Source organism: Hymenobacter citatus (assembly GCF_014333615.1).
Taxonomy (GTDB): Bacteria; Bacteroidota; Bacteroidia; order Cytophagales; family Hymenobacteraceae; genus Hymenobacter; species Hymenobacter citatus.
In genome coordinates, this window is record NZ_JACSCY010000029.1 from 1 (window position 1) to 23997 (window position 23997).

At 57.5% G+C, this 23997-nt stretch carries 31 protein-coding genes; 18 read left to right on the forward strand and 13 right to left on the reverse strand.

Annotated elements, in window-relative coordinates; all coding sequences use genetic code 11:
- The first annotated feature begins 106 nt into the window (after positions 1-106).
- From H8B15_RS20505 to H8B15_RS20535, 7 genes are all read left to right on the forward strand, one after another.
- Positions 107-1618 carry a right-handed parallel beta-helix repeat-containing protein gene (locus tag H8B15_RS20505; protein WP_187321515.1) on the forward strand — a complete coding sequence of 504 codons (1512 nt, stop codon included), beginning with the start codon at positions 107-109 and terminating at the stop codon, positions 1616-1618.
- Between the two features lie 215 nt (positions 1619-1833).
- The gene (locus H8B15_RS20510) at positions 1834-2259 is read left to right on the forward strand and encodes a secondary thiamine-phosphate synthase enzyme YjbQ (protein ID WP_187321516.1); all 426 of its coding nucleotides are present in this window, start codon (positions 1834-1836) and stop codon (positions 2257-2259) included.
- 70 nt (positions 2260-2329) lie between these two features.
- Complete coding sequence (locus H8B15_RS20515) at positions 2330-2926, forward strand: hypothetical protein (protein ID WP_187321517.1); 597 nt, start codon at positions 2330-2332, stop codon at positions 2924-2926.
- Between the two features lie 201 nt (positions 2927-3127).
- The gene (locus tag H8B15_RS20520; RefSeq protein WP_187321518.1) at positions 3128-5950 is read left to right on the forward strand and encodes a S9 family peptidase; all 2823 of its coding nucleotides are present in this window, start codon (positions 3128-3130) and stop codon (positions 5948-5950) included.
- Positions 5951-5985: 35 nt separating this feature from the next.
- Positions 5986-6483, forward strand: coding sequence for an ankyrin repeat domain-containing protein (locus H8B15_RS20525; RefSeq protein ID WP_187321519.1), 498 nt, complete (start codon positions 5986-5988; stop codon positions 6481-6483).
- Positions 6484-6631: 148 nt separating this feature from the next.
- The gene (locus H8B15_RS20530) at positions 6632-6892 is read left to right on the forward strand and encodes an AbrB/MazE/SpoVT family DNA-binding domain-containing protein (RefSeq protein ID WP_187321520.1); all 261 of its coding nucleotides are present in this window, start codon (positions 6632-6634) and stop codon (positions 6890-6892) included.
- Entirely contained in the window at positions 6880-7212 is a 333-nt protein-coding gene (locus H8B15_RS20535) for a type II toxin-antitoxin system PemK/MazF family toxin (protein WP_187321521.1), read from the forward strand. The genes H8B15_RS20530 and H8B15_RS20535 overlap by 13 nt, the downstream gene beginning before the upstream one ends.
- A 73-nt stretch (positions 7213-7285) precedes the next feature.
- Here H8B15_RS20535 and H8B15_RS20540 read toward each other — a convergent pair whose 3' ends face one another.
- Both H8B15_RS20540 and gpmI read right to left on the reverse strand, forming a co-directional pair.
- Complete coding sequence (locus tag H8B15_RS20540; RefSeq protein WP_187321522.1) at positions 7286-7876, reverse strand: hypothetical protein; 591 nt, start codon at positions 7874-7876, stop codon at positions 7286-7288.
- Entirely contained in the window at positions 7869-9422 is a 1554-nt protein-coding gene (gene gpmI / locus H8B15_RS20545) for a 2,3-bisphosphoglycerate-independent phosphoglycerate mutase (protein ID WP_187321523.1), read from the reverse strand. Before gpmI ends, H8B15_RS20540 begins: the two co-directional genes overlap by 8 nt.
- Positions 9423-9566: 144 nt before the next feature.
- Here gpmI and H8B15_RS20550 point away from each other — a divergent pair, with 144 nt between their 5' ends.
- The 6 genes from H8B15_RS20550 to H8B15_RS20575 all read left to right on the forward strand — a co-directional run bounded on the left by H8B15_RS20550 (position 9567) and on the right by H8B15_RS20575 (position 13324).
- Positions 9567-9965: a DUF4783 domain-containing protein gene (locus H8B15_RS20550; protein WP_187321524.1), complete on the forward strand. Its 399-nt coding sequence runs from the start codon at positions 9567-9569 to the stop codon at positions 9963-9965.
- 182 nt (positions 9966-10147) lie between these two features.
- Positions 10148-11008: a carboxylating nicotinate-nucleotide diphosphorylase gene (gene nadC, locus H8B15_RS20555; protein ID WP_187321525.1), complete on the forward strand. Its 861-nt coding sequence runs from the start codon at positions 10148-10150 to the stop codon at positions 11006-11008.
- Between the two features lie 100 nt (positions 11009-11108).
- Positions 11109-11714, forward strand: a complete 606-nt coding sequence (locus tag H8B15_RS20560) for a hypothetical protein (RefSeq protein ID WP_187321526.1) — start codon at positions 11109-11111, stop codon at positions 11712-11714.
- Positions 11715-11819: 105 nt separating this feature from the next.
- Complete coding sequence (locus H8B15_RS20565; RefSeq protein ID WP_187321527.1) at positions 11820-12179, forward strand: hypothetical protein; 360 nt, start codon at positions 11820-11822, stop codon at positions 12177-12179.
- A 2-nt stretch (positions 12180-12181) separates the two neighbouring features.
- Positions 12182-12442 carry a heavy metal-binding domain-containing protein gene (locus tag H8B15_RS20570; protein ID WP_187321528.1) on the forward strand — a complete coding sequence of 87 codons (261 nt, stop codon included), beginning with the start codon at positions 12182-12184 and terminating at the stop codon, positions 12440-12442.
- A 138-nt stretch (positions 12443-12580) separates the two neighbouring features.
- Positions 12581-13324: a ZIP family metal transporter gene (locus tag H8B15_RS20575; protein ID WP_187321529.1), complete on the forward strand. Its 744-nt coding sequence runs from the start codon at positions 12581-12583 to the stop codon at positions 13322-13324.
- A 148-nt stretch (positions 13325-13472) separates the two neighbouring features.
- Here the strand turns inward: H8B15_RS20575 and H8B15_RS20580 are convergent, their stop codons facing one another.
- The 4 genes from H8B15_RS20580 to H8B15_RS20595 all read right to left on the reverse strand — a co-directional run bounded on the left by H8B15_RS20580 (position 13473) and on the right by H8B15_RS20595 (position 17036).
- Positions 13473-15071 (reverse strand): OmpA family protein, encoded by a 1599-nt coding sequence (locus H8B15_RS20580; protein ID WP_187321530.1) that lies wholly within the window; start codon positions 15069-15071, stop codon positions 13473-13475.
- Positions 15072-15232: 161 nt separating this feature from the next.
- Positions 15233-15568 carry a chaperone modulator CbpM gene (locus H8B15_RS20585; protein WP_187321531.1) on the reverse strand — a complete coding sequence of 112 codons (336 nt, stop codon included), beginning with the start codon at positions 15566-15568 and terminating at the stop codon, positions 15233-15235.
- Positions 15569-15638: 70 nt separating this feature from the next.
- On the reverse strand, positions 15639-16565 hold the full coding sequence (locus H8B15_RS20590; RefSeq protein WP_187321532.1) for a DnaJ C-terminal domain-containing protein: 927 nt from the start codon (positions 16563-16565) through the stop codon (positions 15639-15641).
- A 123-nt stretch (positions 16566-16688) separates the two neighbouring features.
- The gene (locus tag H8B15_RS20595; protein ID WP_187321533.1) at positions 16689-17036 is read right to left on the reverse strand and encodes a DUF3140 domain-containing protein; all 348 of its coding nucleotides are present in this window, start codon (positions 17034-17036) and stop codon (positions 16689-16691) included.
- Positions 17037-17206: 170 nt separating this feature from the next.
- Here H8B15_RS20595 and H8B15_RS20600 point away from each other — a divergent pair, with 170 nt between their 5' ends.
- Positions 17207-17617, forward strand: coding sequence for a DUF6799 domain-containing protein (locus H8B15_RS20600; protein WP_187321534.1), 411 nt, complete (start codon positions 17207-17209; stop codon positions 17615-17617).
- 133 nt (positions 17618-17750) lie between these two features.
- On the opposite strand, the gene H8B15_RS20605 is transcribed toward H8B15_RS20600, so the two are convergent.
- The 3 genes from H8B15_RS20605 to H8B15_RS20615 are packed head-to-tail and all read right to left on the reverse strand — an operon-like array spanning position 17751 to position 19246.
- Positions 17751-17942, reverse strand: coding sequence for a hypothetical protein (locus H8B15_RS20605; protein ID WP_187321535.1), 192 nt, complete (start codon positions 17940-17942; stop codon positions 17751-17753).
- A 19-nt stretch (positions 17943-17961) separates the two neighbouring features.
- Complete coding sequence (locus H8B15_RS20610; RefSeq protein ID WP_187321536.1) at positions 17962-18360, reverse strand: septal ring lytic transglycosylase RlpA family protein; 399 nt, start codon at positions 18358-18360, stop codon at positions 17962-17964.
- Positions 18361-18391: 31 nt separating this feature from the next.
- Positions 18392-19246 (reverse strand): GH25 family lysozyme, encoded by an 855-nt coding sequence (locus H8B15_RS20615; protein WP_187321537.1) that lies wholly within the window; start codon positions 19244-19246, stop codon positions 18392-18394.
- Positions 19247-19356: 110 nt separating this feature from the next.
- Here H8B15_RS20615 and H8B15_RS20620 point away from each other — a divergent pair, with 110 nt between their 5' ends.
- Both H8B15_RS20620 and H8B15_RS20625 read left to right on the forward strand, forming a co-directional pair.
- A complete protein-coding gene (locus H8B15_RS20620) occupies positions 19357-19626 on the forward strand; it encodes a VF530 family protein (protein ID WP_187321538.1) in 270 nt (89 codons plus the stop codon).
- A 235-nt stretch (positions 19627-19861) separates the two neighbouring features.
- Positions 19862-20185, forward strand: a complete 324-nt coding sequence (locus H8B15_RS20625) for a hypothetical protein (RefSeq protein ID WP_343069192.1) — start codon at positions 19862-19864, stop codon at positions 20183-20185.
- A 57-nt stretch (positions 20186-20242) separates the two neighbouring features.
- Here the strand turns inward: H8B15_RS20625 and H8B15_RS20630 are convergent, their stop codons facing one another.
- Positions 20243-20629, reverse strand: a complete 387-nt coding sequence (locus H8B15_RS20630; RefSeq protein WP_187321539.1) for an Hsp20/alpha crystallin family protein — start codon at positions 20627-20629, stop codon at positions 20243-20245.
- A gap of 325 nt (positions 20630-20954) precedes the next feature.
- Between H8B15_RS20630 and H8B15_RS20635 the strand changes: the two genes are divergently transcribed.
- Together H8B15_RS20635 and H8B15_RS20640 are read left to right on the forward strand one after the other, a co-directional pair.
- Positions 20955-21608, forward strand: coding sequence for a phospholipase (locus H8B15_RS20635; RefSeq protein WP_187321540.1), 654 nt, complete (start codon positions 20955-20957; stop codon positions 21606-21608).
- Positions 21609-21650: 42 nt separating this feature from the next.
- On the forward strand, positions 21651-22424 hold the full coding sequence (locus H8B15_RS20640) for a PPK2 family polyphosphate kinase (protein ID WP_187321541.1): 774 nt from the start codon (positions 21651-21653) through the stop codon (positions 22422-22424).
- Positions 22425-22451: 27 nt separating this feature from the next.
- On the opposite strand, the gene H8B15_RS20645 is transcribed toward H8B15_RS20640, so the two are convergent.
- From H8B15_RS20645 to H8B15_RS20655, 3 genes are all read right to left on the reverse strand, one after another.
- Positions 22452-22712: an acyl carrier protein gene (locus H8B15_RS20645; protein WP_187321542.1), complete on the reverse strand. Its 261-nt coding sequence runs from the start codon at positions 22710-22712 to the stop codon at positions 22452-22454.
- Between the two features lie 93 nt (positions 22713-22805).
- A complete protein-coding gene (locus H8B15_RS20650; protein WP_187321543.1) occupies positions 22806-23201 on the reverse strand; it encodes a biotin/lipoyl-binding protein in 396 nt (131 codons plus the stop codon).
- Positions 23202-23355: 154 nt separating this feature from the next.
- On the reverse strand, positions 23356-23817 hold the full coding sequence (locus H8B15_RS20655) for an Rrf2 family transcriptional regulator (RefSeq protein WP_187321544.1): 462 nt from the start codon (positions 23815-23817) through the stop codon (positions 23356-23358).
- Positions 23818-23997: the final 180 nt, after the last annotated feature.

Consider the following 23997-nt stretch of genomic DNA (forward strand, 5'->3'; position numbering starts at 1 on the left):
GTCCTTCGCAAGCTCAGGATGACACACTTCCTACCCTCCTACCCCCACACCCTCCTACCCTAAAAAACACCTCCCTACCCTCAAAACCCCCTACCTTTGTAGCTTCATGCGCTACCTCCTGCTTTTTCTCTTTCTGCTGAATCTCACGTTGCTGCTTCCCGGCTGCGAGCCCAAAGCGGATATCGTGACAACGGACAGCAGCGCCCGGCTGGAGTTCTCGCAGGATACCGTGCTGTTTGATACGGTGTTCGTGCGCACGGGCACGGCCACGCGACGGCTGTGGGTCTACAACCGCAACCCCCGCGCCGTGCGCGTAGAGCAGATTACGCTGGCCACTCCCGGCACCTCGCCCTACCGCTTGCTGGTAGGCGGCGATGCAGGCCCTAGTATTAATAATGTTGAAATTCGGGGGCGCGACAGTCTGCTGGTGCTGGTGCGCGCTACCATCGACCCCACACCCGGTGACGCCAAACCGTTTATCGTGACGGATGAGCTGCGGTTTCGCACCAACGGCAACGACCAGCAGATTGCCTTGGTCGCCTACGGTCAAAACGCCTACTTCCACAACGGCGAAACCCTGCCCTGCAACACCACCTGGACCAACGACAAGCCCCACGTTATCTACAACTCGGTGCTGGTCGATTCGGCGTGCACGCTCACCATGCAGCCGGGCACGCGGGTGTACTCGCACGCGGGTTCTATTCTGATTGTGGCCGGTACGCTGCGCGTCAACCCTGACTATCAGCCCGGTACTGATTCGGTAGAGGCTGATAATGAAAACATCGTGCGCTTTGCCGGCGACCGGCTGGAATCATTTTACGACAACATTCCGGGCCAGTGGGCAGGCATTCAGTTCTTGGCCAGCAGCCACGACAATGTGGTGCGCTACGCCGAAATCAAGAATGCTGCCTATGGGTTGCTGTTGTTCAACTACCGCAACCGCCTACCCCGGCCAGCAGTGCGGGTAGAAAATACCATCATCCGCAATATCTCGGGGCAGAGCATCAACTTTGCCAGCGCGGCCCAAACCCTGCCCACCGGCGCCGGTGTCTTGAGCTTGTCGGGAGATGTGGAAATGCGCAACTGCCTGATTACGAACTGCGGCGAGTACGCGGTGCTAGGAGCAGGCGGCGGTGATTTCACGTTTGACTACTGCACCATAGCCAACTACCAGGGCAACTTTAACCGCCGCACCGAGTCGCTGACGCTTAGCAACGAAGCGCCTAGCACGGCGGCCAAAGGGCCCTACCCCCTGCGCCTGACCATGCGCAACTCCATTGTATGGGGCTCGTTGCGGGATGAACTGCTGTTGGTAGATAGCGCTCAATATCAGCAGGTGACGGTTCAGAACAGTCTGTTGCAGACGGAGCGCTACAAAGCACCCGCCAGCACGGCTACCGCGTTGGGCTTCGGCAACAGTGGCAACGTGCTCAACCAGGACCCCAAATTCAGGCGCACGCCCAACCTCTACCCCAACCGATTCGATTACCGCCTCGGCCCCGGGTCGCCGGCCAGCAACAAAGCCGCGCCCCTACCCTCTCTCACGCGCGACCTGCTGAATGCCCCCCGCGACCCGCGCACGCCGGATATAGGCGCCTACGAGCGCATAGCGCCGTAGAAGGGTAGGGAAGGCATGAAAATACGTGTGTCATCCTGAGCGGAGCGAAGGACCTTCTCACGGCAGAACAGGTCGTTGTTACGCTTGTCGTTCTGCCGTGAGAAGGTCCTTCGCTCCGCTCAGGATGACACACGTAGTGTTACTCACCACTCACCACTCACCACTCACCACTCACCATTCACCACTCACTACTTACCATTTCACCATCTCACCACATGCTCTGGATTCAGAAACGACTGCGCTTGCCGGCCGTGCGCCGGGGATTCCATTTGATAACCGACCTGCTGACGGCTGAATTACCTGAAATAGGGCAAATTGAAATGGGCACAGCACATTTCTTTATTCAACACACTTCGGCCAGCCTCACCATCAACGAAAACGCCGACCCTACCGTGCGCCGCGACATGGAAGAGTACTTCAACCGCGTAGCACCCGAAAACGCGAGTTACTTCCAGCACACTCAGGAAGGCTCCGACGATATGCCGGCCCACTTGAAGGCGGCGTTGCTGGGTAGCTCCGTCACGGTGCCTATCATGCGGGGCGAGCTGGCCTTGGGCACGTGGCAGGGGATTTACCTGGGCGAGCATCGCAACCATGGCGGCCGGCGCTGGGTAGTAGCTACATTGATGGGGAAAAATTAGAGAAATAACGATTGAGTAAGGCAGAAGCTCCTTTTTCTACGTATACTTTTTCATGCTAACCTCCATGCCTATGCTTCTGCTTGCTACCTGTTTCTCGCGCTCTGGCAGCCATGCCCTCACGCTGAGCTGTGGCTTGCTGCTGGCTACGGGCTGCCAGGAAAAGAAACCGACGGCTTCGGGGCCACCCGTAGCTAGACCGCGTCCGGCTCCTGCGCCGCCGGCCGCTCCGGCGCCGGCTAAAACCGCGAAAACTGCCTGCTCGCTGGTAGATGATGAGGTAGCCGAAGACCCGTTCGGGGCCGAAATTACAGTGGCCGATTTGCAGCAGGATGGCGCTACCATTGTGTCGCGCAAGCCGTTCAAAAACCGCCACGAGCGCAACCAGGTAGATACCATCCTCATCTTGCGCCACCACGGCAACCAGTTTGAGTTTTACCGGGCTGCCGAGAAAGACTTACTGCGCGAAGTAACCGTAACGGACTTTGCCCCGCAGTATGGGCAGCAGCTGCAGCAGAAGCTAGGCAGCGCCTACCGTGCCCGCTACGCCCGCCAGACTGGCAACTGCGACAGCCTCCGCATTGGCGATTCCAACCGCCTCAATACCGTGGCCATGACTCTGCACAAAGGCCAGCTTAGTGCTGTGCAGGTGCAGTATTACGTGGACTAAGGGGTAGAATAAGGAATAAAATAGAACGTCGTTTTGACCGCAGGGAGAAATCTCGCATGCTGATGGTAGATACTAACTTTCGTCAGCACGCGAGATTTCTCCCTGCGGTCAAAACGACGTTCTGGTGAAGCAACCCCGCAGCAGATAGTTGCGCCTTTGGGGCTACGTCATCTGTTGTCTTTCTGCTACTCTTTCGTGCACATGCGTTCTACCTTTCTTTTATTTGCCGGCTTGCTGTCTGCGCCGGCCTTTGCGCAGCAAGCGCCCAAAAAGCCCCTCGACCACTCGGTGTACGACCAGTGGCAAAGCGTAGCGGGCCAACGCATTAGCCACAACGGTAAGTACGTATTGTTTCAGGTGAAGCCCCAGCAGGGCGATGGCACGCTCTACCTCAAAACCGCCGGAAACCAGACGCTGCGCCAAATCAGCCGGGGCGACTCGGCGGTGTTTTCGGCTGATTCTAAGTATGCGGTGTTCAGTATTAGCCCGCGTTACCAGGATGTGCGGCAGGCCCGTATTAAGAAGAAAAAGCCCGACCAGATGCCCAAGGATTCGCTGGGCATTTATGGGCTGACTACCGGCAAGCTCACCAAGTACGCCGATGTGAAGTCGTTTCAGCTGGCCGAGGAAGGCACGGTGCTGGCGTTTCTGGCCACCAAGCCGCTGCTGAAAGACACGCTGAAAAAGGCGCCGGTGGATACGGTGAAGAAAATAACCGAGAAACTGCTGGAAACCCAGAAGGGCGGCGCCATCCTCACCATCCTGAACCTCGATAAGGGCCAGCCGCGCACCTTCGAGGCCGTAACGGACTACAAAGTGAGCAAGTCGGGCAACAAAGTGGCCTTTGCGGTGGCCGCGCCCAAGGGCAACAAGCGGGTACGCTCGGGGCTGTTTGTGTACGATGTAGCCACGGGCAACCTGCGCCAGCTCAGCACCGGCAAGGGTACCTACAAGAACCTGGCGTTCGACGACGCGGGTAAGCAACTGGCTTTCACCGCCGAAAAGTACCCCGAAAAAGCCCTCAGCAAACCATTTACGCTCTACTACTCTGACTTTGCCGATAGCGCCCGCGTGCTGCTGGCGCCCAGCGCCAACGGGTTGAAGAAGGGCTGGTCGCCCAGCGGCTTTGGGCGGGTAGCGTTCAGCGAAAACGGCGAGAAGCTGTTTTTCGGCACTGCGCCCGACCTGATTCCGCAGGATACCACGCTGGTGGAGTTTGAGCACGCCAAGCTCGACATCTGGAATTACAAGGACGACTACCTGCAACCCATGCAGCTGAAAAACCTGAAAAAGGAATTGCAGCGCAGCTATTTGGCGGTGGCCTACCCCAAGCAAGGCGGCAAGTACATACAGCTGGCCGATGAGTACCTGCAAGACGCCTATATGGCCGATAACAAGAATGCGGAGTACGTGCTGGCCGTGACCGACACCGCCAACCGCGTGGCCATGCAGTGGCAGGGCAATACTATGAAGCGCGCCTACCTGGTTTCTACGCGCACTGGCGAGCGGGTGGCCATCAACCCCAAGGGTAGCAAGAGCCGCTTCCAGCTCTCGCCCGGCGGGCAGTACGCCATCTGGTATGATTACGATGCTAAGGGCTGGTTTGCCTACTCGGTGGCCGACCGCAAAACCATCAACCTGACGGCCAAACCCAAGGTAGACTTCACGGACGAGGAAAACGACTCGCCCACCGACCCCCAGCCCTACGGCATTGCCGCCTGGACCAAAAACGATGAGGCCGTGCTGCTCTACGACCGGTACGACATCTGGAAAATCGACCCCAAAACCGGCGCGGCCACCAACTTCACCAACGGGGTAGGGCGCCAGCAGAAGCTACGGTTCCGCTACGAAATTCCAGTAGCCAAGCAGGACTTCATCGAGCCCAAAGACGAGCTGTGGCTGCAAGTGCAGGATGAAACCACCAAGCAGTGGGGCTACTATAAAAAGAACATTACCAGCACCAAAGCGCCCCAGCGCGTGACGCTGGTGCCCATGGCCTACTCGCAATTGATGCAGGCCAAAAACGCCGACGTGTTCCTCTACACGAAGACTAGTGTACAGAACCCCGCCGACCTCTACGTGAGCCGCAACCTGCAAAAGGAAACCCAACTCAGCAACATCAACCCCCAGCAAAAGGACTACAACTGGTTTACGGCTGAGCTAGTGCACTGGACCACACCCAAGGGCTACGCCGCCACCGGCGTACTCTACAAGCCCGAGAACTTCGACCCGAATAAGAAATACCCCATGGTGGCGTATTTCTACGAGAAGGTGTCGGATGGCCTCTACCGCTACAACGCGCCCGCGCCTACCCCCTCCCGCCTCGATATTGCTATGTTTGCCAGCAACGGCTACCTGGTGTTCACGCCCGATATCAGCTATACCATCGGTGAGCCAGGCGCCTCAGCGGTGGAGTTTGTGAACTCGGGCGTAGAGGCTCTGAAGAAGAACAGCTGGGTAGACGGCGCCCATATCGGCATACAGGGGCAGAGCTGGGGCGGCTACCAGGTGGCCTACCTCATCACCCAAACACCCATGTATGCTGCGGCCTGGGCCGGCGCACCCGTTGTAAACATGACCTCGGCCTACGGCGGCATCCGGTGGGAGTCGGGCATGAGCCGGCAGTTTCAGTACGAGCGCACGCAGAGCCGCCTGGGCGCGACGCTGTGGGAAAACCCCGATCTGTACATCCGCAACTCGCCCTTGTTCTCCCTACCCAAGGTAGAAACGCCGGTGGTCATTATGGCCAACGATGCCGACGGGGCCGTGCCGTGGTACCAGGGCATTGAGATGTTCACAGACCTGCGCCGCCTCAACAAGCCCGTGTGGCTGCTGCAGTACAACGGCGAGGCTCACAACTTGGTGAAGCGCGAAAATCGCAAGGACATTTCCATCCGCGAGCTACAATTCTTCGACCACTACCTAAAAGGCGCCCCGGCCCCGGTGTGGCTAGAGCGCGGCGTGCCCGCCGTGGAGAAGGGTAGGACCTGGGGGTTAGAAACATCTACGTCGTCGGTGCGGTAGGAAGTGAGGCATCGAAAGGAAGATAAGTTTTTGTCATGAGCAAATCTCGTACTTCCTCTTCGCCACGTTTATCCCCGAAGGTAGTTGGTGCCGTTCATCGACGGGACTACTTAGCCTTAGAACAACTAGTGACAGATAGTACTATTGATCTGTCTGATGACTATGGCCGGACCGTTCTTTCGTTGGTATCAAACTACGGGGATGTGGTCCTGCTGCAATGGGTGCTTCGCAAAGGCCCTGCACTGGACCGGCAAGACTGCAATGGCTGGACAGCACTTCATTTTGCGGCCCAAGCCTATGCTGTGGAAATGGCGGCGTTGCTGCTCGAGGCGGGTGCCAGGGTCGATGTGTCGGATGCTTATGGCAATACCGCGTTGTGGCGGGCTACTTTCGAATCGCGTGGGCAGGGCGCGATGCTACAGCTTTTACTCGCGCACGGGGCGAATCCTGACCAGCCTAACAACAACGGTGTGAGCCCGAGGCAATTGGCCGAAACCATTGCCAACTTCGATGTTAAACAGTTCTTTGCTTAGTTATCTACAACTGCTAGGACATTCACAAAAATGGTAATTCAAAGAGAGGCATTGATAGTGAGCTAATAGTTCTGAAGGTGCTAATTTTCAGCGGATGAAACCAACGGTGATGAGCAAATGTACTTACAATGTAAGTACATTTGCTTTCATGAACACGCGCCTGATTCGGGTAGGCAATTCCCAGGGGATTGTGCTACCCAAGAAGCTATTGCAGCAGTATCAGCTCACCGGCGAGGTAGACTTGCAGCCTACGCCTGAGGGCCTGCTTATCAGACCGGTGGCGAAACCCCGTCGCCAAGGTTGGGACGAACGTTTCCAGCAGGCCATTGCCCAGGGCCAGGATCCGGAAAGCGAGCTGTTGGAGGGCTTTTCGGACGAAACCTTTGAGGAAACCGAATGGCAGTGGTAGTCGTGCAGCGCTTCGAGGTATGGCTTATCAACCTTGATCCTACCCAGGGCAGCGAAATCAACAAGACCCGCCCCTGTGTAATAGTCTCCCCCGACGAGATGAACCGCTACCTGCGTACGGTAACCATTGCGGCCCTAACGAGCACGCGGCGGAATTACCCTTCGCGGGTAGACTGCACCTTCCAGGATAAAGAGGGACAAGTGGCGCTCGACCATATTCGGTCGGTGGACAAGACCCGCCTGGTGCGTCGCCTGGGCGTACTGCCTACAACCACCGCACAGGCGGTTTGCGACCGGCTGCAAGAGATGTTTCAATACTGATAATAACAGAACCGGCCCGCTATTCCAGCGGGCCGGTTCTGTTATTATTGTTTCTAAGTAGCTGATTTATAATTTACCTAACTAGCCGCGCATTCGTCGCATAGCGCAACGTATCAAAAAGCACCAGCTTCTGTACGCCGCGCACCTGATAGGCAGCCAGGGTGCCGGCCTCGCCTTGCAGTTGGAGCTTCTTTTCGGAGTAGAAGAGCGGGTTGTTTTGTTGCAGGGTAGCATCTACGGCGCGCACGCCGGAGGCGTCGCGTACCACGGCCAGGCGCACCACGGCGTTTTCGAAGCCGGGCTTGCGGGTGTAGGTAACTTGGCGGGTGCCGTCAGATAGAGCGGCGGAGTCGATGGCATAGGCGCCGCGGAGGGCGGGCTTATTGATGTCGGCTTGGTAGAAAACTTGCAGCTCCTGCGCCCAGTCAACCTTGGGTACGCGGGCGGTTTCTGGCGCAGAGCCGCGCAGCGTCACGCGCTTTTCTACGGCAGGCTGCTGCTGGGTGAGGCGGGCGGCCTGGGCATCGAGGTATTCCTTGAGCGGAAAATACGCCGGCCGCACCGTAGTAGCGGAAGCGGGGCTATCGGCCTCCGCCGACGAGCCGCAGCCCGTGGCACCGGCCCATAGCCCCGCCCCGAATAAAAAAGCAAAAACGTTACGCATGAGTAGGAGTAGTGCCCGCCGCGCGCAGCAACGACTGCCCCGACATCTCGGCGGGTTGAGCCAACCCCATGAGTGCCAGAACGGTAGGAGCAATGTCGCCGAGCTTGCCATCGGCCAGGGTACCCTGGTAGTCGTTATCAACCAAGATGCAGGGCACTAGGTTTGTGGTGTGGGCCGTATTGGGCGTGCCGTCAGGGTTCACCATCATGTCGGCGTTGCCGTGGTCGGCAATGATGATGCTGGCGTAGCCGGCGGCCTGGGCAGCTTCCACTACACCTTGGGCACAGGTGTCGGCAGTTTCTACGGCCTTCACGGCAGCCTCAAACACGCCGGTGTGGCCCACCATGTCGGGGTTGGCGAAGTTCAGGACTACGAAATCAGCCGCGTTGGCTTGCAACTCCGGCACCAGCGCGTCGCGCAGCTCGTAGGCGCTCATCTCGGGTTGCAGGTCGTAGGTGGCCACCTTGGGCGAATTGCGCATAATGCGGCTTTCACCCTCAAACTCGTTTTCCCTACCCCCCGAGAAGAAGAATGTTACGTGGGGGTACTTCTCGGTTTCGGCAATACGAATCTGCTTTTTGTGGTTGGCAGCCAGCACCTCGCCCAGCGTATTTTCGAGGTTATCCTTCTCGAAAATCGGCGTGACGCCCGTAAACGACGCGTCGTAGGTGGTCATGGTCAGGAAATGCAGATTCAGGCGGTGCATTTCATAGGCGTGCAGGTCCTGCTGGGTGAGGGCCTCCGTCAGCTCCCGGCCGCGGTCAGTGCGGAAGTTGAAGAAAATCACCACGTCGCCTTCCTGAATGGTAGTCAGCGGCTGCCCATCGGCGCCTACCTTCACGATGGGCTTCAGGAACTCGTCGGTGATGCCTTCCTTATAAGAGTCCTGCATGCTCTGGATCAGGTTCTGCGAAGGCGTGCCTTTGCCGTTCACCAATAGATCGTAGGCAATTTTCACCCGTTCCCAGCGGTTGTCGCGGTCCATAGCATAGTAGCGGCCCACGATGGACGCAATGCGGCCGCTGGCACCATGTTGCAGGTGCTGCTCCAGCTCGTTCACGTAGCCTACGCCTCCCTTGGGGTCGGTGTCGCGGCCGTCGGTGAAGGCGTGGATGAACACATTGTGCACCTCCTGGTCGCGGGCCAGGGTGCAGAGGGCTTTCACATGGTCGATGTGCGAGTGCACGCCGCCGTCGGAAAGCAGGCCCAGCAGGTGCACCGGCTTCTGGTTGGTGCGGGCGTACTCAAAGGCTTTTTCCAGAGCCGGGATAGAGCCCAGCTTCCGGTCGCGGATGGCTTTGTTGATGCGGACCAGGTCCTGGTACACCACGCGGCCCGCGCCGATGTTCATGTGGCCTACCTCTGAGTTGCCCATTTGCCCCTCGGGGAGTCCCACCGCCTCGCCCGAGGCCTGAAGCTTGCTATGCGGGTAGCGTTGAAACAACGAGTCGAGGAAGGGCGTACGCGCTTTATCGATGGCGGATACTTCCTTGTTCTGGGCCAGCCCCCAGCCGTCCAAAATGACCAGCAATACCTGTTTGTTCATGCAGCAAAGATAACGTGCCCGGCCCGGACCAGGCACAATTTGTTGTGTTCTTCCCTCCGGAAAGAAACCGCACAACATACGCAAACCGGGAAGCGGCTGTTGGCATAATTTTAGCAATCGGAGGTGAAGTATTCTTTTTCCAATATGAAACGCAATTTTACCCGGGTTTTCCTCTTCCTGTGGCTCACGCTCAGTACGCTGGCCGCGTACGCCCAGGGCGACGCCCTACTGGCTGCCCGTGCAGCCATCAGCAACGGCTCCTCGCGCGACTTGGCCCAATACTTTGCCTCTACCGTTGAACTGGGGTTTGATGGTGATAAGCAAAGCTATAGCGCTACGCAGGCCGAGTTTGTGATGAAAGACTTCTTTGCCAAAAACGCCAGCAGTGGCTTCGAATATATTCACAAAGGCGCCAGTCCCGAGGGCGTGCCCTACGCCATTGGTAAGTATGCCAGCAAAAGTGGCTCATACCGGGTGTTTGTGAAAATGAAGTCCTTCAACGGCGCTATTAAAATCGACACGATTGAGTTTACGAAAGAGTAAGCAAGGCAACAAGAAGTAGTTTACCTTTTCTCTTGTTAAGATGTGTGAGGCCCCCGTAGCTTGTGTTGCGGGGGCTTCGTGTGTATAGGCCGTTGTAGTAACGCACAAAGCAGCTAGATGCCACGTTGTGTATAAAGGCTTGCTAACGTCGTTATATCGGCCCGTTTTTCTATTTTTGCCCTGTGAAAAATAGCCCCTACCTTACTCCGGACGCCCTGACGGCCTTTATCCGCACGGCGCTGGCCGAAGATGTAGGCGATGGGGACCACTCCTCGCTGGCCGCTATTCCGGCCGAAGCCCGTAAGCGCGCCCGGCTGCTGGTGAAGGGCACCGGCATCATTGCCGGGGTAGAGCTGGCCCAGCTGATTTTTCAGGAGGTAGACCCGGCGCTGCACTTACAAGTCGACCTACCCGATGGTAGCCCCATCCAACCCGGCGATGTAGCGTTTGTGGTAGAAGGTCCCGCCCGTAGCATTCTCACGGCCGAGCGGCTGGTACTCAACTGTATGCAGCGCATGAGTGGCATTGCCACCCTCACGGCCCGCCTTACCGAGCTGCTGGCTGGTACCAAGGCCCGCCTGCTCGATACGCGTAAGACTACTCCCAACTTTCGCATCTGCGAGAAGTGGGCCGTGGTCATTGGCGGCGGCGTAAACCACCGCTACGGGTTGTTCGACATGATTATGCTGAAGGACAACCACGTAGATTACGCCGGCGGCATTCGGGCGGCTATAGAGGCCACGCACGCCTATCTGGCCCGCACCGGCCGCACGCTGCCCGTAGAAATTGAAACCCGCAACTTGGCCGAAGTACAGGAAGCCCTGGACACAGGCGGCATCTCGCGCATCATGCTCGACAACATGACGCCCGTCCAAATGCGCGAGGCCGTAGAGTTGGTAGCCGGCCGCTACGAGCTGGAAGCCTCGGGCGGCATCACGGAAGAAACACTAGCCGCCGTAGCCGCTACCGGGGTAGAGTACATTTCGGTAGGCGCCCTCACGCACTCGGCCGGCACGCTGGACATGAGCCTGAAAGCCTTTTGATGCGCTGATTTTTGATGGGTTGATTCAGATATAAAAAAATAGCACATCAACCTACCACAAATTAGCACATCACCTCATCAAAAATCAGCACATCAACCATATGCAACAACCTAATCAGCGGGGAATGCGGCAGGCGCAGCAGCCTTCGCCCCTCGCGATTCGCACCAAGAAAACGCAACTCGATACCAATACCTACACGCGCTTGGCCATGGCGCAGGTCTGGAAAAAGGAGTGGTGGTACGCCCTTATCCCGTTTGCGGTGGGCGTGTTGCCGGCCCTCATCTGGCCCTCGTGGTGGTGGCTGGCGTTGGGGGTAGTGCTGACGGTGCTGTACGTACTGCTGCGCTCGGCCCAGATTACGGGCGTGACACAGATGGAACAGAGCAAGCCGCTGTTTGAGCGCGTGAATTACGAAATCGACAACCGCCAGCTGATTGCCCGCCTCAACGAAAAACAGGGCATGAACATTGGCTGGGAAATGATTGGCCGCGCCCGCCTGGCCCCCGATGGCTACATGCTATACCTGAAGCAGGGTGAGGCACCGCAGGAGCTGGCCGGCTGGCGCCGTTGGGTGGCGCGCACCTTCGATGTGCCAGTGTTTATGCTGCTGCCAACGCGCATCTTCAACTCGCCCAATGATATCAAGCTGTTTGAGGCTATTTTGCGGCGCAAAAACCTGCTGCCCGCCGAAACCAAGGCGGCGTAACATTTGGGTGGCGCCGCGGGTACATCTGTGTGTACCTTTGCGCTCGTAAGCAGGTAAGTTGCCTTTTTTTACGTATTCCGCTTCGGCATTTTCTTCCTCATTGATATGACCAAAAAACTTCTGCTCTCCGGCCTTGCTCTGGCCACCCTCGCCCTGAATGCGTGCAGCAGCGAGCCTTCGGATTGGCGTCCGGATAAGAAAGTATCTGTAGATATGATTGCGCCCGGTACTCGCCCTACTCAGGTGTTCGATGTGCAGGCCAACCATGAGGAAACTGAAGCCAACGGTGCCGCCATTCCACGTCCCATCAACTCGGAAGTAACGCTCGACGAGCGCGCTATGCCTAACCCGAAAGAGACGGTATCGGCTAACGACCCGGAAATGCGCCGTGAGCAAGGAGAGGCCGCCCAGAAAAAGGCTAAGGCCCGCTCCCGCTCGGTGCAAGACGACGACTCACACCAATAGTAATGCCTTTTTCATTTCGTCAACTGGTGTTTCGTCCTACCGCTCTCTTGTTCTTAGGGATTGTGTTACTAGGAGCTTGCCAGTCGGAGCCGGCGGCTACCACTACTGCCGCACCCGATGCCACTGACACGGCTACGCCTGCGCATACCGCTGCCTACGTGTGCCCCATGGGCTGCGAGGGTAGCGCGAGCGACAAGCCAGGCAAATGCCCGGTGTGTGAAATGGACTTGGTTGCTAATCAGACTACTCCGTCTGCAAAGTAGAAGCAACGAAAACTTATTGTTTGCAACGTTGTTTCAAAATAATGTCTGGTGAAGACCCGAAAAGAAAGGGGGCGCGGATAGCGCCCCCTTTCTTTTCGGGTATAAGAGGAACAGGCGTTTTTCTTTTTAGAGCATCGTATGTGGCTTGCCATTTTTAGTTTATTCCTGACGGTGTTGGGAGCTGGTCTGTTAACCAGACTGGTGCCTACTCTGCATACAGTCTGGCTGAAGCCGCTGCTGGCTTTTGGAGGAGCCTACCTGTTCACACTCACCGTGATGCACTTGTTGCCGGAGGCGTTGCTGTTGCTGCCGGGGCAGGCTCATCGGGTGGGCTACTACGTACTGGCGGGCTTTTTTGGGCAACTGCTACTAGAAGTCTTTTCGCAAGGCGTAGAGCATGGACATGTGCATGCACACGCCCACGAAGGGCAGGTAGGCCGGGTGCCCTACGCGCTGTTGGGCGCTTTGGTCTTGCACTCCTTTCTGGAGGGTAGTATTCTAGTGAAGGCACCGCAGGCTGGCGAAGTAGCAGGCAATCTGTACGCCGTGCTGGTTGGTATTGCGTTGCACCATATTCCGGCGGCATTTGCTTTGATGGGTGCTCTACTGTTGCAGTTGGGCAGCTTCCGACGGGCACTGCCCTACCTATTGCTATTTGCATTGGCTGCGCCGGCAGGCATTGTATTCAGCAATTATATAGTACTAGAACAGTTGCTCCACAGCGGATGGTATGCTGCCTTATTAGGCTTGGTGGCCGGTAATTTTCTGCACGTTTCTACCACTATCCTTTTTGAAACCAGTCCTGAGCACCACCTCAACACCCGTAAGCTGGTAGCTACAGTCGCCGGCGCTTTGCTGGCGCTAGCCGTGGATTTAGGGTAAGGCTATCAGGAAGTATAAAAACAACGGTCATTTTAAACACAGCGGGGCGCAGTGTAGGATGACAGATTATTAAAATACCTCTTAGATCAAAAAAGGCAGCCTGCTATACAGCAGGCCGCCTTTCTATGTAAATGAGGGTAGGGAAACCCTACTTCCGCACGGGCGCTTTGCGAACCGGGGCTTTCTTGGCCGGTGCTTTTTTGGCCTTACTGGCAGGGGCAGCGGGTTTGGTTTCACCCATCTCCTTGAGGGTAGGCTGCGGGCCGTACTTTTCCTCCGTGGGGTTGGGGTCGCCCGTCAGGTAAAGGTCAAAGTCGACACGGCGGTTGAGGGCGCGGCCAGCGTCGGTGGTATTAGGCGCAATGGGCTTGCTTTCGCCGTAGCCACGCGCCTCAATACGCGATTCAGCAATGCCTTTCTCAATCATGTACGTACGGGCCGTGGCGGCGCGGTCAAACGACAGCTTCTGGTTGTAAGCATCGTTGCCGATGTTATCGGTGTGACCAGCAATGCTCAGGCTATAGTCGGGGTACTCGCCCAGGATGCGCACCAGCTCTTCCAGCTTGGGGTAGGAGCTCGGCTTCAGCGTGGCTTTGTTGAAATCGAACTGAATGTACTTGGTGGCCTCGTTCAGCACTTTTTTCGTCTCAGCCTTCACCTCGGGGCAGCCTTTGTTGGAGGCAGGGCCGGGGGTGTTGGGGCAACGATCCTGGTAATCGGGCACGCCGTCGCCGTCTTTATCGAGTGGGCAGCCGGTAGCGTCAACGGCTACGCCGGCGGGGGTATTGGGGCATTTGTCGTCTTTGTCGGCTACGCCGTCGCCGTCGGCATCGGGGCAGCCTTGCAGCTCCGACTTGCCGGGGGTATCGGGGCAAGCGTCTTCGGAGTCGCGCACACCGTCGCCGTCGCGGTCGGGGCAGCCTTCCATCGTAGCCAGGCCCTTCTCGTCGGGGCACTTATCCTGGTAGTCGGGTACACCATCACCGTCACGGTCGAGGGGGCAGCCATTCGCGTCTACGGCTACGCCAGCAGGGGTATCGGGGCACTTGTCTTTACGGTCGGGCACACCGTCCCCGTCTGCATCTTTGGCTTTGCCAAATGCCAGGTTCAGACCCGCCGAGTGTTGCAGCAACCGGTCGTCCCAGCCATCATTGTCGCCACCTGGGCTACCATCAAGGTTTGCCTTATAGCCCACCACCTGCGAGGTCTGCACGAAAATGCCCAGATTATCGCTGATGCGGAAATTGATACCCAGACCAGCCTGACCAGCAAACTTGGTTTCGTCGCGGCTGAATACGGTATTCCTATTGTTCAAACGATACTGCCCGTCGCTGCTGTAGTACAGGATGCCGGGCGCCAGCAGGATGTAGGGCTGAATAAAGGCGTCTTCCTTCAGGGCCCAGCCGTTGTTCAGCATCAGCTTAATCGGCACATTCGCACTCACCACGTTGGTGTTGAAGTAGCTGCTGTTAACGCCCAAGGATTTTTTCAACTCCACGTAGCTACCCTGCAAACCAATGCTCAGGCCGGGGGCAATGTACTGGTTGATGGAGATGCCAGGACCCCACTTTGCTCGGCTGAAATCCCAGTAATCGGAGCCTAGGTTGCCCTTGTACTGAAAGCCATTGGCTGAGATGCCGACGACCGTCTTGTAATCGGAAGTTTGAGCTTGGGACACCAGCGGAGCCAAGGCACTAATTGCCAGGCCCACACTTAATGCCCGGAGGGTAGAGAATGTCGAAGACATAAAAGGAAAAAGTATTAAATAAATCCGGTCGCCAGAATTCGGCCAGCCAGCACGAAATTATACAAGCCTTCAGCAGAAAAGTTGCTCTACAGCTATATTTTGATAATCTGATTTCCTACTATACTATCCTGATGAATTTCTATTAAACGTAACAAATTGATTTACAGATAGTCGTCTGCGTCTAGGGTGCGCCCGTTGCCGTATATAAGCTGCTCCAGCTGTATGGCGCGGGCGCGCTGTCGTACCAATTCCTGCTGAAGCTGCTGCATCCGGCGGCGCATGGCCAGCACCACGTCAATAGCCGTAGTGCTTAGGCCCAACTCGTGCTGCAAGCGGGCCAGCCGTGCCAAGTGTTCTGGCTCGTCGCGAATGGTGTCGGGGGTGCCGGGGGCAAGCTGCACCAGGCCCAGCTCCACAAACTCGCGCAGGTCCTGCTCGCGCAGGCCGTACGTGGTGGCGCAATCGTGATAAGTAATTGTGATGACGTGCGTTTCCATAGTGGTGGGTTGTCTGTTGCGAATGGTGGGTGGCGAGTTATCAGAACATGAGTAACTGATAACTCACCACTCACAACTCGTTGCGCAAGGCGGCAAGTTGTTGGAACAGGTCTTTCTCCTGGTCGGTGAGCTGCTGGGGTAGGCTGAGGCTGAGGCGCAGGTACAGGTCGCCGAACTGGCCAGGCTGGTCGTATACCGGGAAACCCTTGCCCCGCAGGCGCAAACGAGTGTCGTTTTGGGTTTCGGGCTTAATCTTGATTTTGACGTTGCCTGATAGCGTCTCTACTACCTGCTCGCCGCCCAATACTGCCTTATATACACTCACGGGTACTTCCTGGGTCAGGTCGTTGCCGGTGCGAGTATAGCGCGGGTCGGGCTCGATGCGGAAGGTGAGGTAGAGCGAGCCGGCCGGACCGCCGTTGAGTCCCGGTCCGCCTTGGTTGCGCAGCCGGATGGTTTGGCCGTCCTCCACACCTGGCTTCACGGTGAGGCGCAGGTTTTTGCCACTCACGGTAATGGTACGCGGGCCACCCTGGTAGGCTTCGGCCAAAGTCAGGAGCAACTCGGCTTGGTAGTCCTGGCCGGCGCGGGCACGAGTGCCTCCGGCCCGGCCACCGCCCATGCCGCCAAAGATATTGCCGAAAAAGTCGGAGAAGTCTGCCCCGCCGAACGGGTCCTCACCACCCCCGCCAAACCCGCCGCCCTGCGCATACTGCGACCAATCGAAGCCGCCGCCCGCGCTTTGCCCGCCGCCTGCACCAGCTTGCTGGTAGCGCTGCCAGTCGGCGCCGAGCTGGTCGTACTTGCTGCGCTTTTCCGGGTCGCTGAGCACCTCATTGGCCTCGTTCACCTCCTGAAACTTGCGCTCCGCCTCGGGGTCATTGGGGTTCACATCGGGGTGATACTGGCGCGCCAGCTTACGGTACGCTTTCTTGATCTGGTCGGCCGTAGCGTTCTTGTCTACGCCCAGGGCCTTGTAATAATCCTTGTAGTCCAAAGCGAACAATGGTTGAATGAGTGAATGGCTGGAAGAGCAAACGAAGGCCTGAATAAGTGAACGGTGTCTGACTCAGACACGACCTGTGTGGCTTGGCACTCACTCATTCAGCCATTGGCTCCTTCACTTTTTCAACGGGTCGTGGCCCCAGTTCATGAGCGAGTAGCGCCAGCGCGAATGCTCCTTATCTTTCTCAGGACCCTGGGCCGAGTGGCGGCTGATGTAGCTGTGCACCTTGTGCATGTGGGCGTAGTCGTCGTCGGTGAGGTCGGCTTTCTTCTTGTGCAGAATCTTGACGATGTGCTCGCCCGACTTGTGTCCGATGCTCTTGCCGTCGCCGCTGTCTTGGCCTACTTCCTTCGACTCGTCGGTTTTCAGCCACTTCTCCAGCTCGGAGGCCGTCATGTTTACCTGGTCTTTGAATTGTTTGTATACTTCTTCGTTTTCAGTGTCGTTAGAGGCAGTGCTCATGGCAGGGGCAGAGTAAAAGGTCAGTAGATCCGAACAGGGGAAACACCCGTATTTCTTACCGAAAACGAGTGGCAGCGCCTTCTGGTTACCGCGGTGTTACTGACCAACAAATCATCCTGCTACCCGGCACTGGCTTACTGCTACAATCTTCACTTATTCTTACCCTACCCATGAAAGTTGCCCTACTCCTTGCCGCCCTGTTGTTGGGTAGTGCCGGCCTGACAACTCAGGCACAAACCACCCAGCCGGCCCGCAAAACGGTACAGCCAAAACCCCGCGTGATGCCCAAGGGCGCCACCATGAAAGAAGGCTTTATGATGAAAGACGGACAGGTGATGCGTACGCAAAGCGGCGCCACCAACCCACTGCGCGAGGACGTGACTCTGCCCAGCGGCGTCAAAATAGCCGCCAACGGTACGCTCACCACCAGTGATGGCCAGGCCGTTAGTTTACGGGAAGGCGATATGGTGTCGCCCACGGGGCGCCTCACCACAGCCGCTTCTGTGGCTGCTCAAGACAGCCTGATGCGTGCCACGATGGACAACGCCAAAAGTGGCAAAAAGAAGGGCAAGCGGAACTAGGGTAGAATAGAGTCATGCTGTTATCCTGCGCTTGCGAAGAGTCTTATCACGTGTAAACGAGTCGTTGATAGGTCACTCATTCTCCCATGATAAGGTCCTTCGCAAGCGCAGGATGACAGCGTATACTAGTGCTTTACTCTGAGTAGTCGCGCAGAATTTCGAACGCCTCGGCGTCGTCTTTAGCTTCCACTACCTCATCAATTACGAATTGAATCTCGGCTTCTGACCAGCTTTGGGCTTCGGCAGCCTTCACGAAGGCGCCCAGGGTAGTAAATCGGTTGGAAGTGGTCGGAAACGACCATTTTACTTTTTTGCGGATACGCATAAGACAGAATAAGCGAATGTTAGCGGACGGCCCGCACTACTTTCAGTTGCACAGGCGCCACGCCCGCATCCAGCAGCCCAATCTTGCGAGCCGCCTTGCGCGACAGGTCGATGACGCGACCTTTGACGTGCGGCCCCCGATCGGTGATGGTGACTTTGACGGAGCGGTGAGTGCTGGGGTTGGTTACGCGCACCACCGTGCCGAAGGGTAGGGTATTGTGCGCCGCCGTGCGCCGGCCGGGCCGGTAGGTGCTACCGCTGGCCGTTTTGCGGCCGTTGAATTTATCGGCGTAGTAGGAAGCTTTGCCGCTTTGCGTGAAGGCGTTGCGTCCGCCACCACAGGCTGTGAGTAGCCACAAGCTACTCAAAAACAGCGCCGGCCACCGCAGGCAAGACCAGAGAAAAGGAGGTGTGGGCATAGCACGAAAGTAGGCGAAAAGCGGCAACTGCCTACCGGCTGGCCTTCGGGGTAGGACGCGGCCGGGCCGGAATCCGCAGGCGGCGCAGCCGCTCGAAGCTCCCCTGAAACACGTTGAAATCGACGGTGCCGCGGATGCCAGGTACGTACGATTCGTCGGAGTGCTGCCAGATAATCCACTTGTCGGCGGGTAGGCGGGGGGTATCTACCTCATAGTGCGCCAGCCACAGCGGGTACTCATCGAAGTGCCCGGCCAGGTAGCGCCGGTAGAAACCGTAGTTGGAGTAGAGGATAGGCCGCACGCCGTAGTGCCGCTCTACTAGCCGCAACCAAGTAGCCAGGTTGCGGCGCATGGTGGCTACGTCGTGGAAATTAGGTGCTTCCACGTCGAGCACGGGTGGCAGGTCGCCGGCTTGCAGGGGCACGGTGCGCGTGAATAGGTTGGCCTGGGCCGTCCCATCGTAGTTGGGCTGAAAGAAGTGGTAGGCGCCCCGGTACACGCCTGCTTTACGGGCCCCCCGCCAGTTGGCCTGAAAGCGCGCATCGCGCAGCGTGACGCCCTCCGTGGCTTTGATGAACGCAAACTGTACCTGATGCCCCGCCACCAGCTGCCAGTTTATCTTGCCCTGGTAAGACGATACATCAATACCGTGCACGGAGTAGCCGGCCAGCAGCGGCGTGGCCTCTAGGCCCGTGAGGCGGCCGGTAATGAGCGTGGCATAGGTGTGACGCACGTAGCGGTGTAGCTGCCGCCGATAACGCACATACACCAGCAAGGCCCCTACCAACAGCAACACCGCCACCAACCGCCACGTGCGCCGAATATTGGCAGCGCGGGCAGCCGTAGCAGCAGTAGCACGACGGGAGCGATTGGTGAGAGTAGCCACACCGAAAGTAACGCAGGATTTCGACGCGATGGTGCCCAACGACGGGTAAAAAATGCGTTTTTTCCTCAGATGCGTATCTTTCGCATTGCGTATTCCTTTCACTTGCTACCATGCCCATATCTTCCTCTTCTGAAGCCCGCGATGAAAACGGCCACCTCATCCGGGAGCTGCACGGCGTCACGCTGGCGCATATTCTGGAATATCTGGTAGCGCGCTACGGTTGGGCGGGGCTGGATGAGCGCATCCGCATCAACTGTTTTGCCGTCAACCCCAGCATCAAATCCAGCCTTACCTTTCTGCGCCGCACGCCCTGGGCACGCGCCAAGGTAGAAGACCTCTACATCCGGACCCGCACGAAGGAGGTGAGTGGTGAGAAATAGGGAAGTTGTGAAATGGTGAGGTTATGAGCTTTGCTGTTCTGTCATCTGTCCTCCTGAGCATTGCGCGCATCCAGCGGCAGTGAAGAACCTTCTCACGTGAAAACGACCATCGTCACAACGATTCGTTCTGTGGGCATAAGGTCCTTCGCTGCCGCTGGATGCGCGCAATGCTCAGGAGGACAGCCGTATATTTACTTACCATTCACTACTCTCAATTTCACAACTTCACCGTTCCGTGGCTGATGTAACCGAAAAAAATGGCTTTCTGACGTGGCTGGCAGGCCTGGGGATGTTCGTGCTATTTGAGGTGGCGGTGTACTACCTGCTGCGGTTTGCTACTTCGGGCCTGGGCGAGAGCAACCAACTCCAACCCGAAAATACCATTGTTAGCAACTGGGTAAAAACAGTGGTGTTTCTGCTGCTGCACCTGCTGCTGCTGGTGGTAGCCGTGCTGGTACTCAGCAACCAGCTGCCGCGCCGCTACCGGGGCCAGCTGATGGGCTGGTTCTACCTGTCGCTGCTAATGGGGTTTGTGCTGCTGATTCCGCTGTTTGGGTAGGGGGCAACAAAAAAGCCACCCGGTTGGGTGGCTTTTGATGAAGGTAGGGAGTGAGTTCTACCGGATTTTAATGTCGATTTCGCGCCGCTTGGTGGCGTTGTCCTTATCGTAGGGAATACGGATGCGTAGCTCATTGCCCTCGTGCACCGCGTCGATGCGCTCTAGGTCCAGGCCCGTAGGGATGGCCAGCGTTTGGTTGAACAATGGCGCGGCCAATTGATCGTCGGGCTGGTGGCGGTATTCGCAGAAAACGGTCAGGTTACGGTCGTTCAGCAGCACGTGGAAGTTTTCGGGGCTGATGGACGGAGCCGCTACCCGAATAACCACGCCCTTTTCGCGCTTATCTACTCGCAGCATGGCCTGCGCAATACCACCGCCAATCGTGTTGAGCAGGTCGAGTTGCGGAGCGATGTTATGAATAAATTCTTTGCTTATCAGATTCATGGTGTTTTTCCTCTCTCTATGTTTCAACGGTATATAATCAAACGGTATACCAGCCAGATAAGATTAGCAAAAACCACTTAATCTAGCCAAAATGGCATACAATCATATGCTTTTAGTGTCTAATGATGTCATATTGGCGCTGTAATGCTTGCATAAACCATTCACTATTGCCTATCAGTTGAGGTCGATTTTGCGTATAGGCTTCCAATATTTGGCTCTGGCTATACAGCAAAAAATCTGCTGGCTAGCTGCACGCTATGCGTCGCAAGGGCTGAATACTGATATACTACCGCTCCGCTTCCTGATACCTTGTACCTCACTGCCTATGCAGCCTATTACGTTTACTACTTCCCGCACGGCTCGCTACTACCTGTTGGGCGAGCCAGGACCCGCTATCCAACAGGTATGGTTTTGCCTGCACGGCGAAAACCAGCCGGTGCCGGAGCTAGCTGCTCAGCTGGTTGCTCTCGATACGCCCGAGCGCCTGCTGGTGCTGCCCGAGGCCCTATCGCGCTACGGCCTGCCGCCCGATGGGCAGGGGCCACGCCGCGTTGGGGCTGACTGGTTTGCCGTGGGCGACCTGGTACCCGACCTGACCGACCTGAGCAATTACCTCGACACGTTGGCGGCCGAAGTGCTGGCCGCGTGCCCACCTGAGGTAACCGTGACAGTGCTGGGCTGCGGGCATGGCGGCGCGGCGGCGGCGCGCTGGCTGGCCGGCCAGCGCACTCACTACGACCGTCTGATTTTGTACGCGGCTGTATTTCCGCCCGAAATAGACCGCCGCGCCACCCTGAAAGCCCTACCCAATCGGCCTGTTACGGTCATTGCTACCACCATCGACTCATATAAATTGGAAGCCGATGGGCGGGCGCTGCTCGATGATCTGGACGAAGCCGGCCTGCCGGCGCGCCTGCAATACGTATCAGAAGGCCCCGTGACACTAGCCGCGCTGGGTAGCACCACCCAACTGCGCTGAATCCTCATCCGTACGATACTCTCTACCACCAAACGCCACTCTATGAACTCCACCCTGCCCGACGTCGACCTAACCACGCTGCCTACCCGCGCCCCGAAGCACGTGCATAAAGACGAAACCAAGCGCGAGATGCGCAAAATAAGGGAGGAGCTGGTGGAGTGGCAGGAGCGCCTGTACGCCGAAAACACGCGCAGCATTTTGGTGGTGTTGCAGGGCATGGATGCCAGCGGCAAGGACGGCCTGATCCGGCGGGTGTTCAGCGGCATTAACCCGCAGGGCGTGCGGGTGTACTCGTTTAAAGAACCCACCAAGGAAGAGCTGGCCCACGATTTTCTGTGGCGCATTCACCAGCACACGCCCAGCCGCGGCATGATACACGTGTTCAACCGCTCACATTACGAAGATGTACTCGTTACTCGCGTAACCGATCTGATTGACGATGCCACGGCCGAGCAGCGCTTCGCGGCTATCAATCACTTTGAACAGCTACTGCAGCAAGCCGGTACTACCGTCCTGAAGTTCTACTTAAACGTATCGGAAGAGGAGCAGCAGGAACGCTTGGCGGAGCGCGTGAACAATCCCAGCAAACAGTGGAAATACGAGCCCGGCGATGATCAGAAGACCAAGCAGTGGCTCGCCTACCGCCGCGTCTACGAAGATGTGTTCCGCCATTGCAGCCCGCCCAGCTGCCCCTGGCACATTGTGCCATCCGATCAGAACTGGTACAAAGCCTATGAGGTTGCCCGTACCCTGCGCGACACGCTGGCCGACTTAAACCCTACTTACCCTGAAAGCAAACTGACCCGCCCAGAGTAATTGCGGACAGGTCAGTTGGCTACGGCGCTACGCTACGGCTAGGTGGTGGCTGCTGAGGTGGTGCTCCACGCAATCCAGCACGTGCTGCACGGTGCGCAGGGTTTCTACCTCGGGGTCGGGTATCTGGATATGAAAACGATGCTCCAGATCAATCACCAACTCCACGGTTTCAATCGAGTCCAGCCCAATATCCTCGGCCAGGCGCGAGGTAGGGAGCAGGGGCTGGGTAGTACGGCGCCCCTTCCGACGAAGGATGCGCTCTACTTGCTGGCGGACGAGTTGTTCCATCAGAAAAGCAAGAAAAAGGTAAGTAATAGTGGGCGTGTAACGCCCGGGAAGTAAAGGTTTGGTATACCGGTAGTCGAGAAGTGGCCTTGTAAATTATTCGGCGGGCTGAAACATCAGGACTGTTTCGGTGGCGGCGAGGTAGGTGCCGGTTTCGGCTACAGTGGCGATAATGGCACCATCGGTGGGCGCCACTACGTACTCAAAGCCCAGGGCCGCTGGGGCCGTGCCCTGCGCGGGTAGGGTAGAGGCCATCTTGGCCAGCACCTCGCCCTGGCGCACCCGCTGGCCCGGCACCACGTAGAGCTGCCACAAGCGGCCCCGTACGCCCGCAGCCACCGCCTGCCCCGTTGCTACCAGCGGCGTAGCGGCAGCAGCTTCTACAACTGTAGCAGCTGGCCGCGTAGCCGCATGCGGATGCAGCCAGTGAGGTAGCGTAAGACTACCGATGGCGGCTAATGGGATAAAGAAAAATCCCAGAGTTTTTTTCATGATTTCGAGGAAGGAAAGAGCAACCGTAATCATAACGGTTACAATTAAAGGCAGTAAGCAGAGAGGAATGAGCGTTGGTTTCGGCTTACAAAGAAGATGACGTTTGAGAAAGGCGTTTACTTTAACGCACAGAGCTAAATAGTTAAGGAGGCTATTAGCTACCGTTATCGGCGGGGCAGCCGCAGTCCTCGCTGTTGAGGCGCAGGCGAATCTGCCGGATTACCTCGGTGAGTGGTACAGCAGCCAAAGCCGCTTGCATGGCTTTCTTAGCCGGCCCTAGCAAGTCGTCGAGCGAGTCGCTGATGACGCGGCCCACGTCGCAGCCGGTATTGGGGTTGGCGTTGTTGACCGCAAACAGGTCGGCCTCGGGCTCCAGCATGGCGTGCAGCACATCCAGCAGCGTAATATTTTCCAAGGAGCGGTCTAGGAGGGCGCCGCCGCCCGTGCCCAGCTGCGTGCGTACCAGCCCCGCCCGGCGCAAATCGCCCAATAGGCGGCGCACTACCACCGGGTGCGTGCCCACACTCTTCGCCACTACCTCCGAGGATACCGGCTGCCCGTTGGCGCGGGCCAGGTAGGCCAAAATGTGGGTAGCAACGACGAAGCGGGTGTTCATATACAAAGTGTGTAACTAAATAGGTTACAAATATACTACGCAAAATGTTTGCGCGGCGCGCTATTTTAATTGCGCAGGCGCAGGACCTCACCCTCGGTGATGTAGCTACTAGCTAACAGCTAAATAGCCGGATGCTCCAGCAAGGCCAGCTGGGCGCGCAGCTCCTCTGGCCGGATGGGG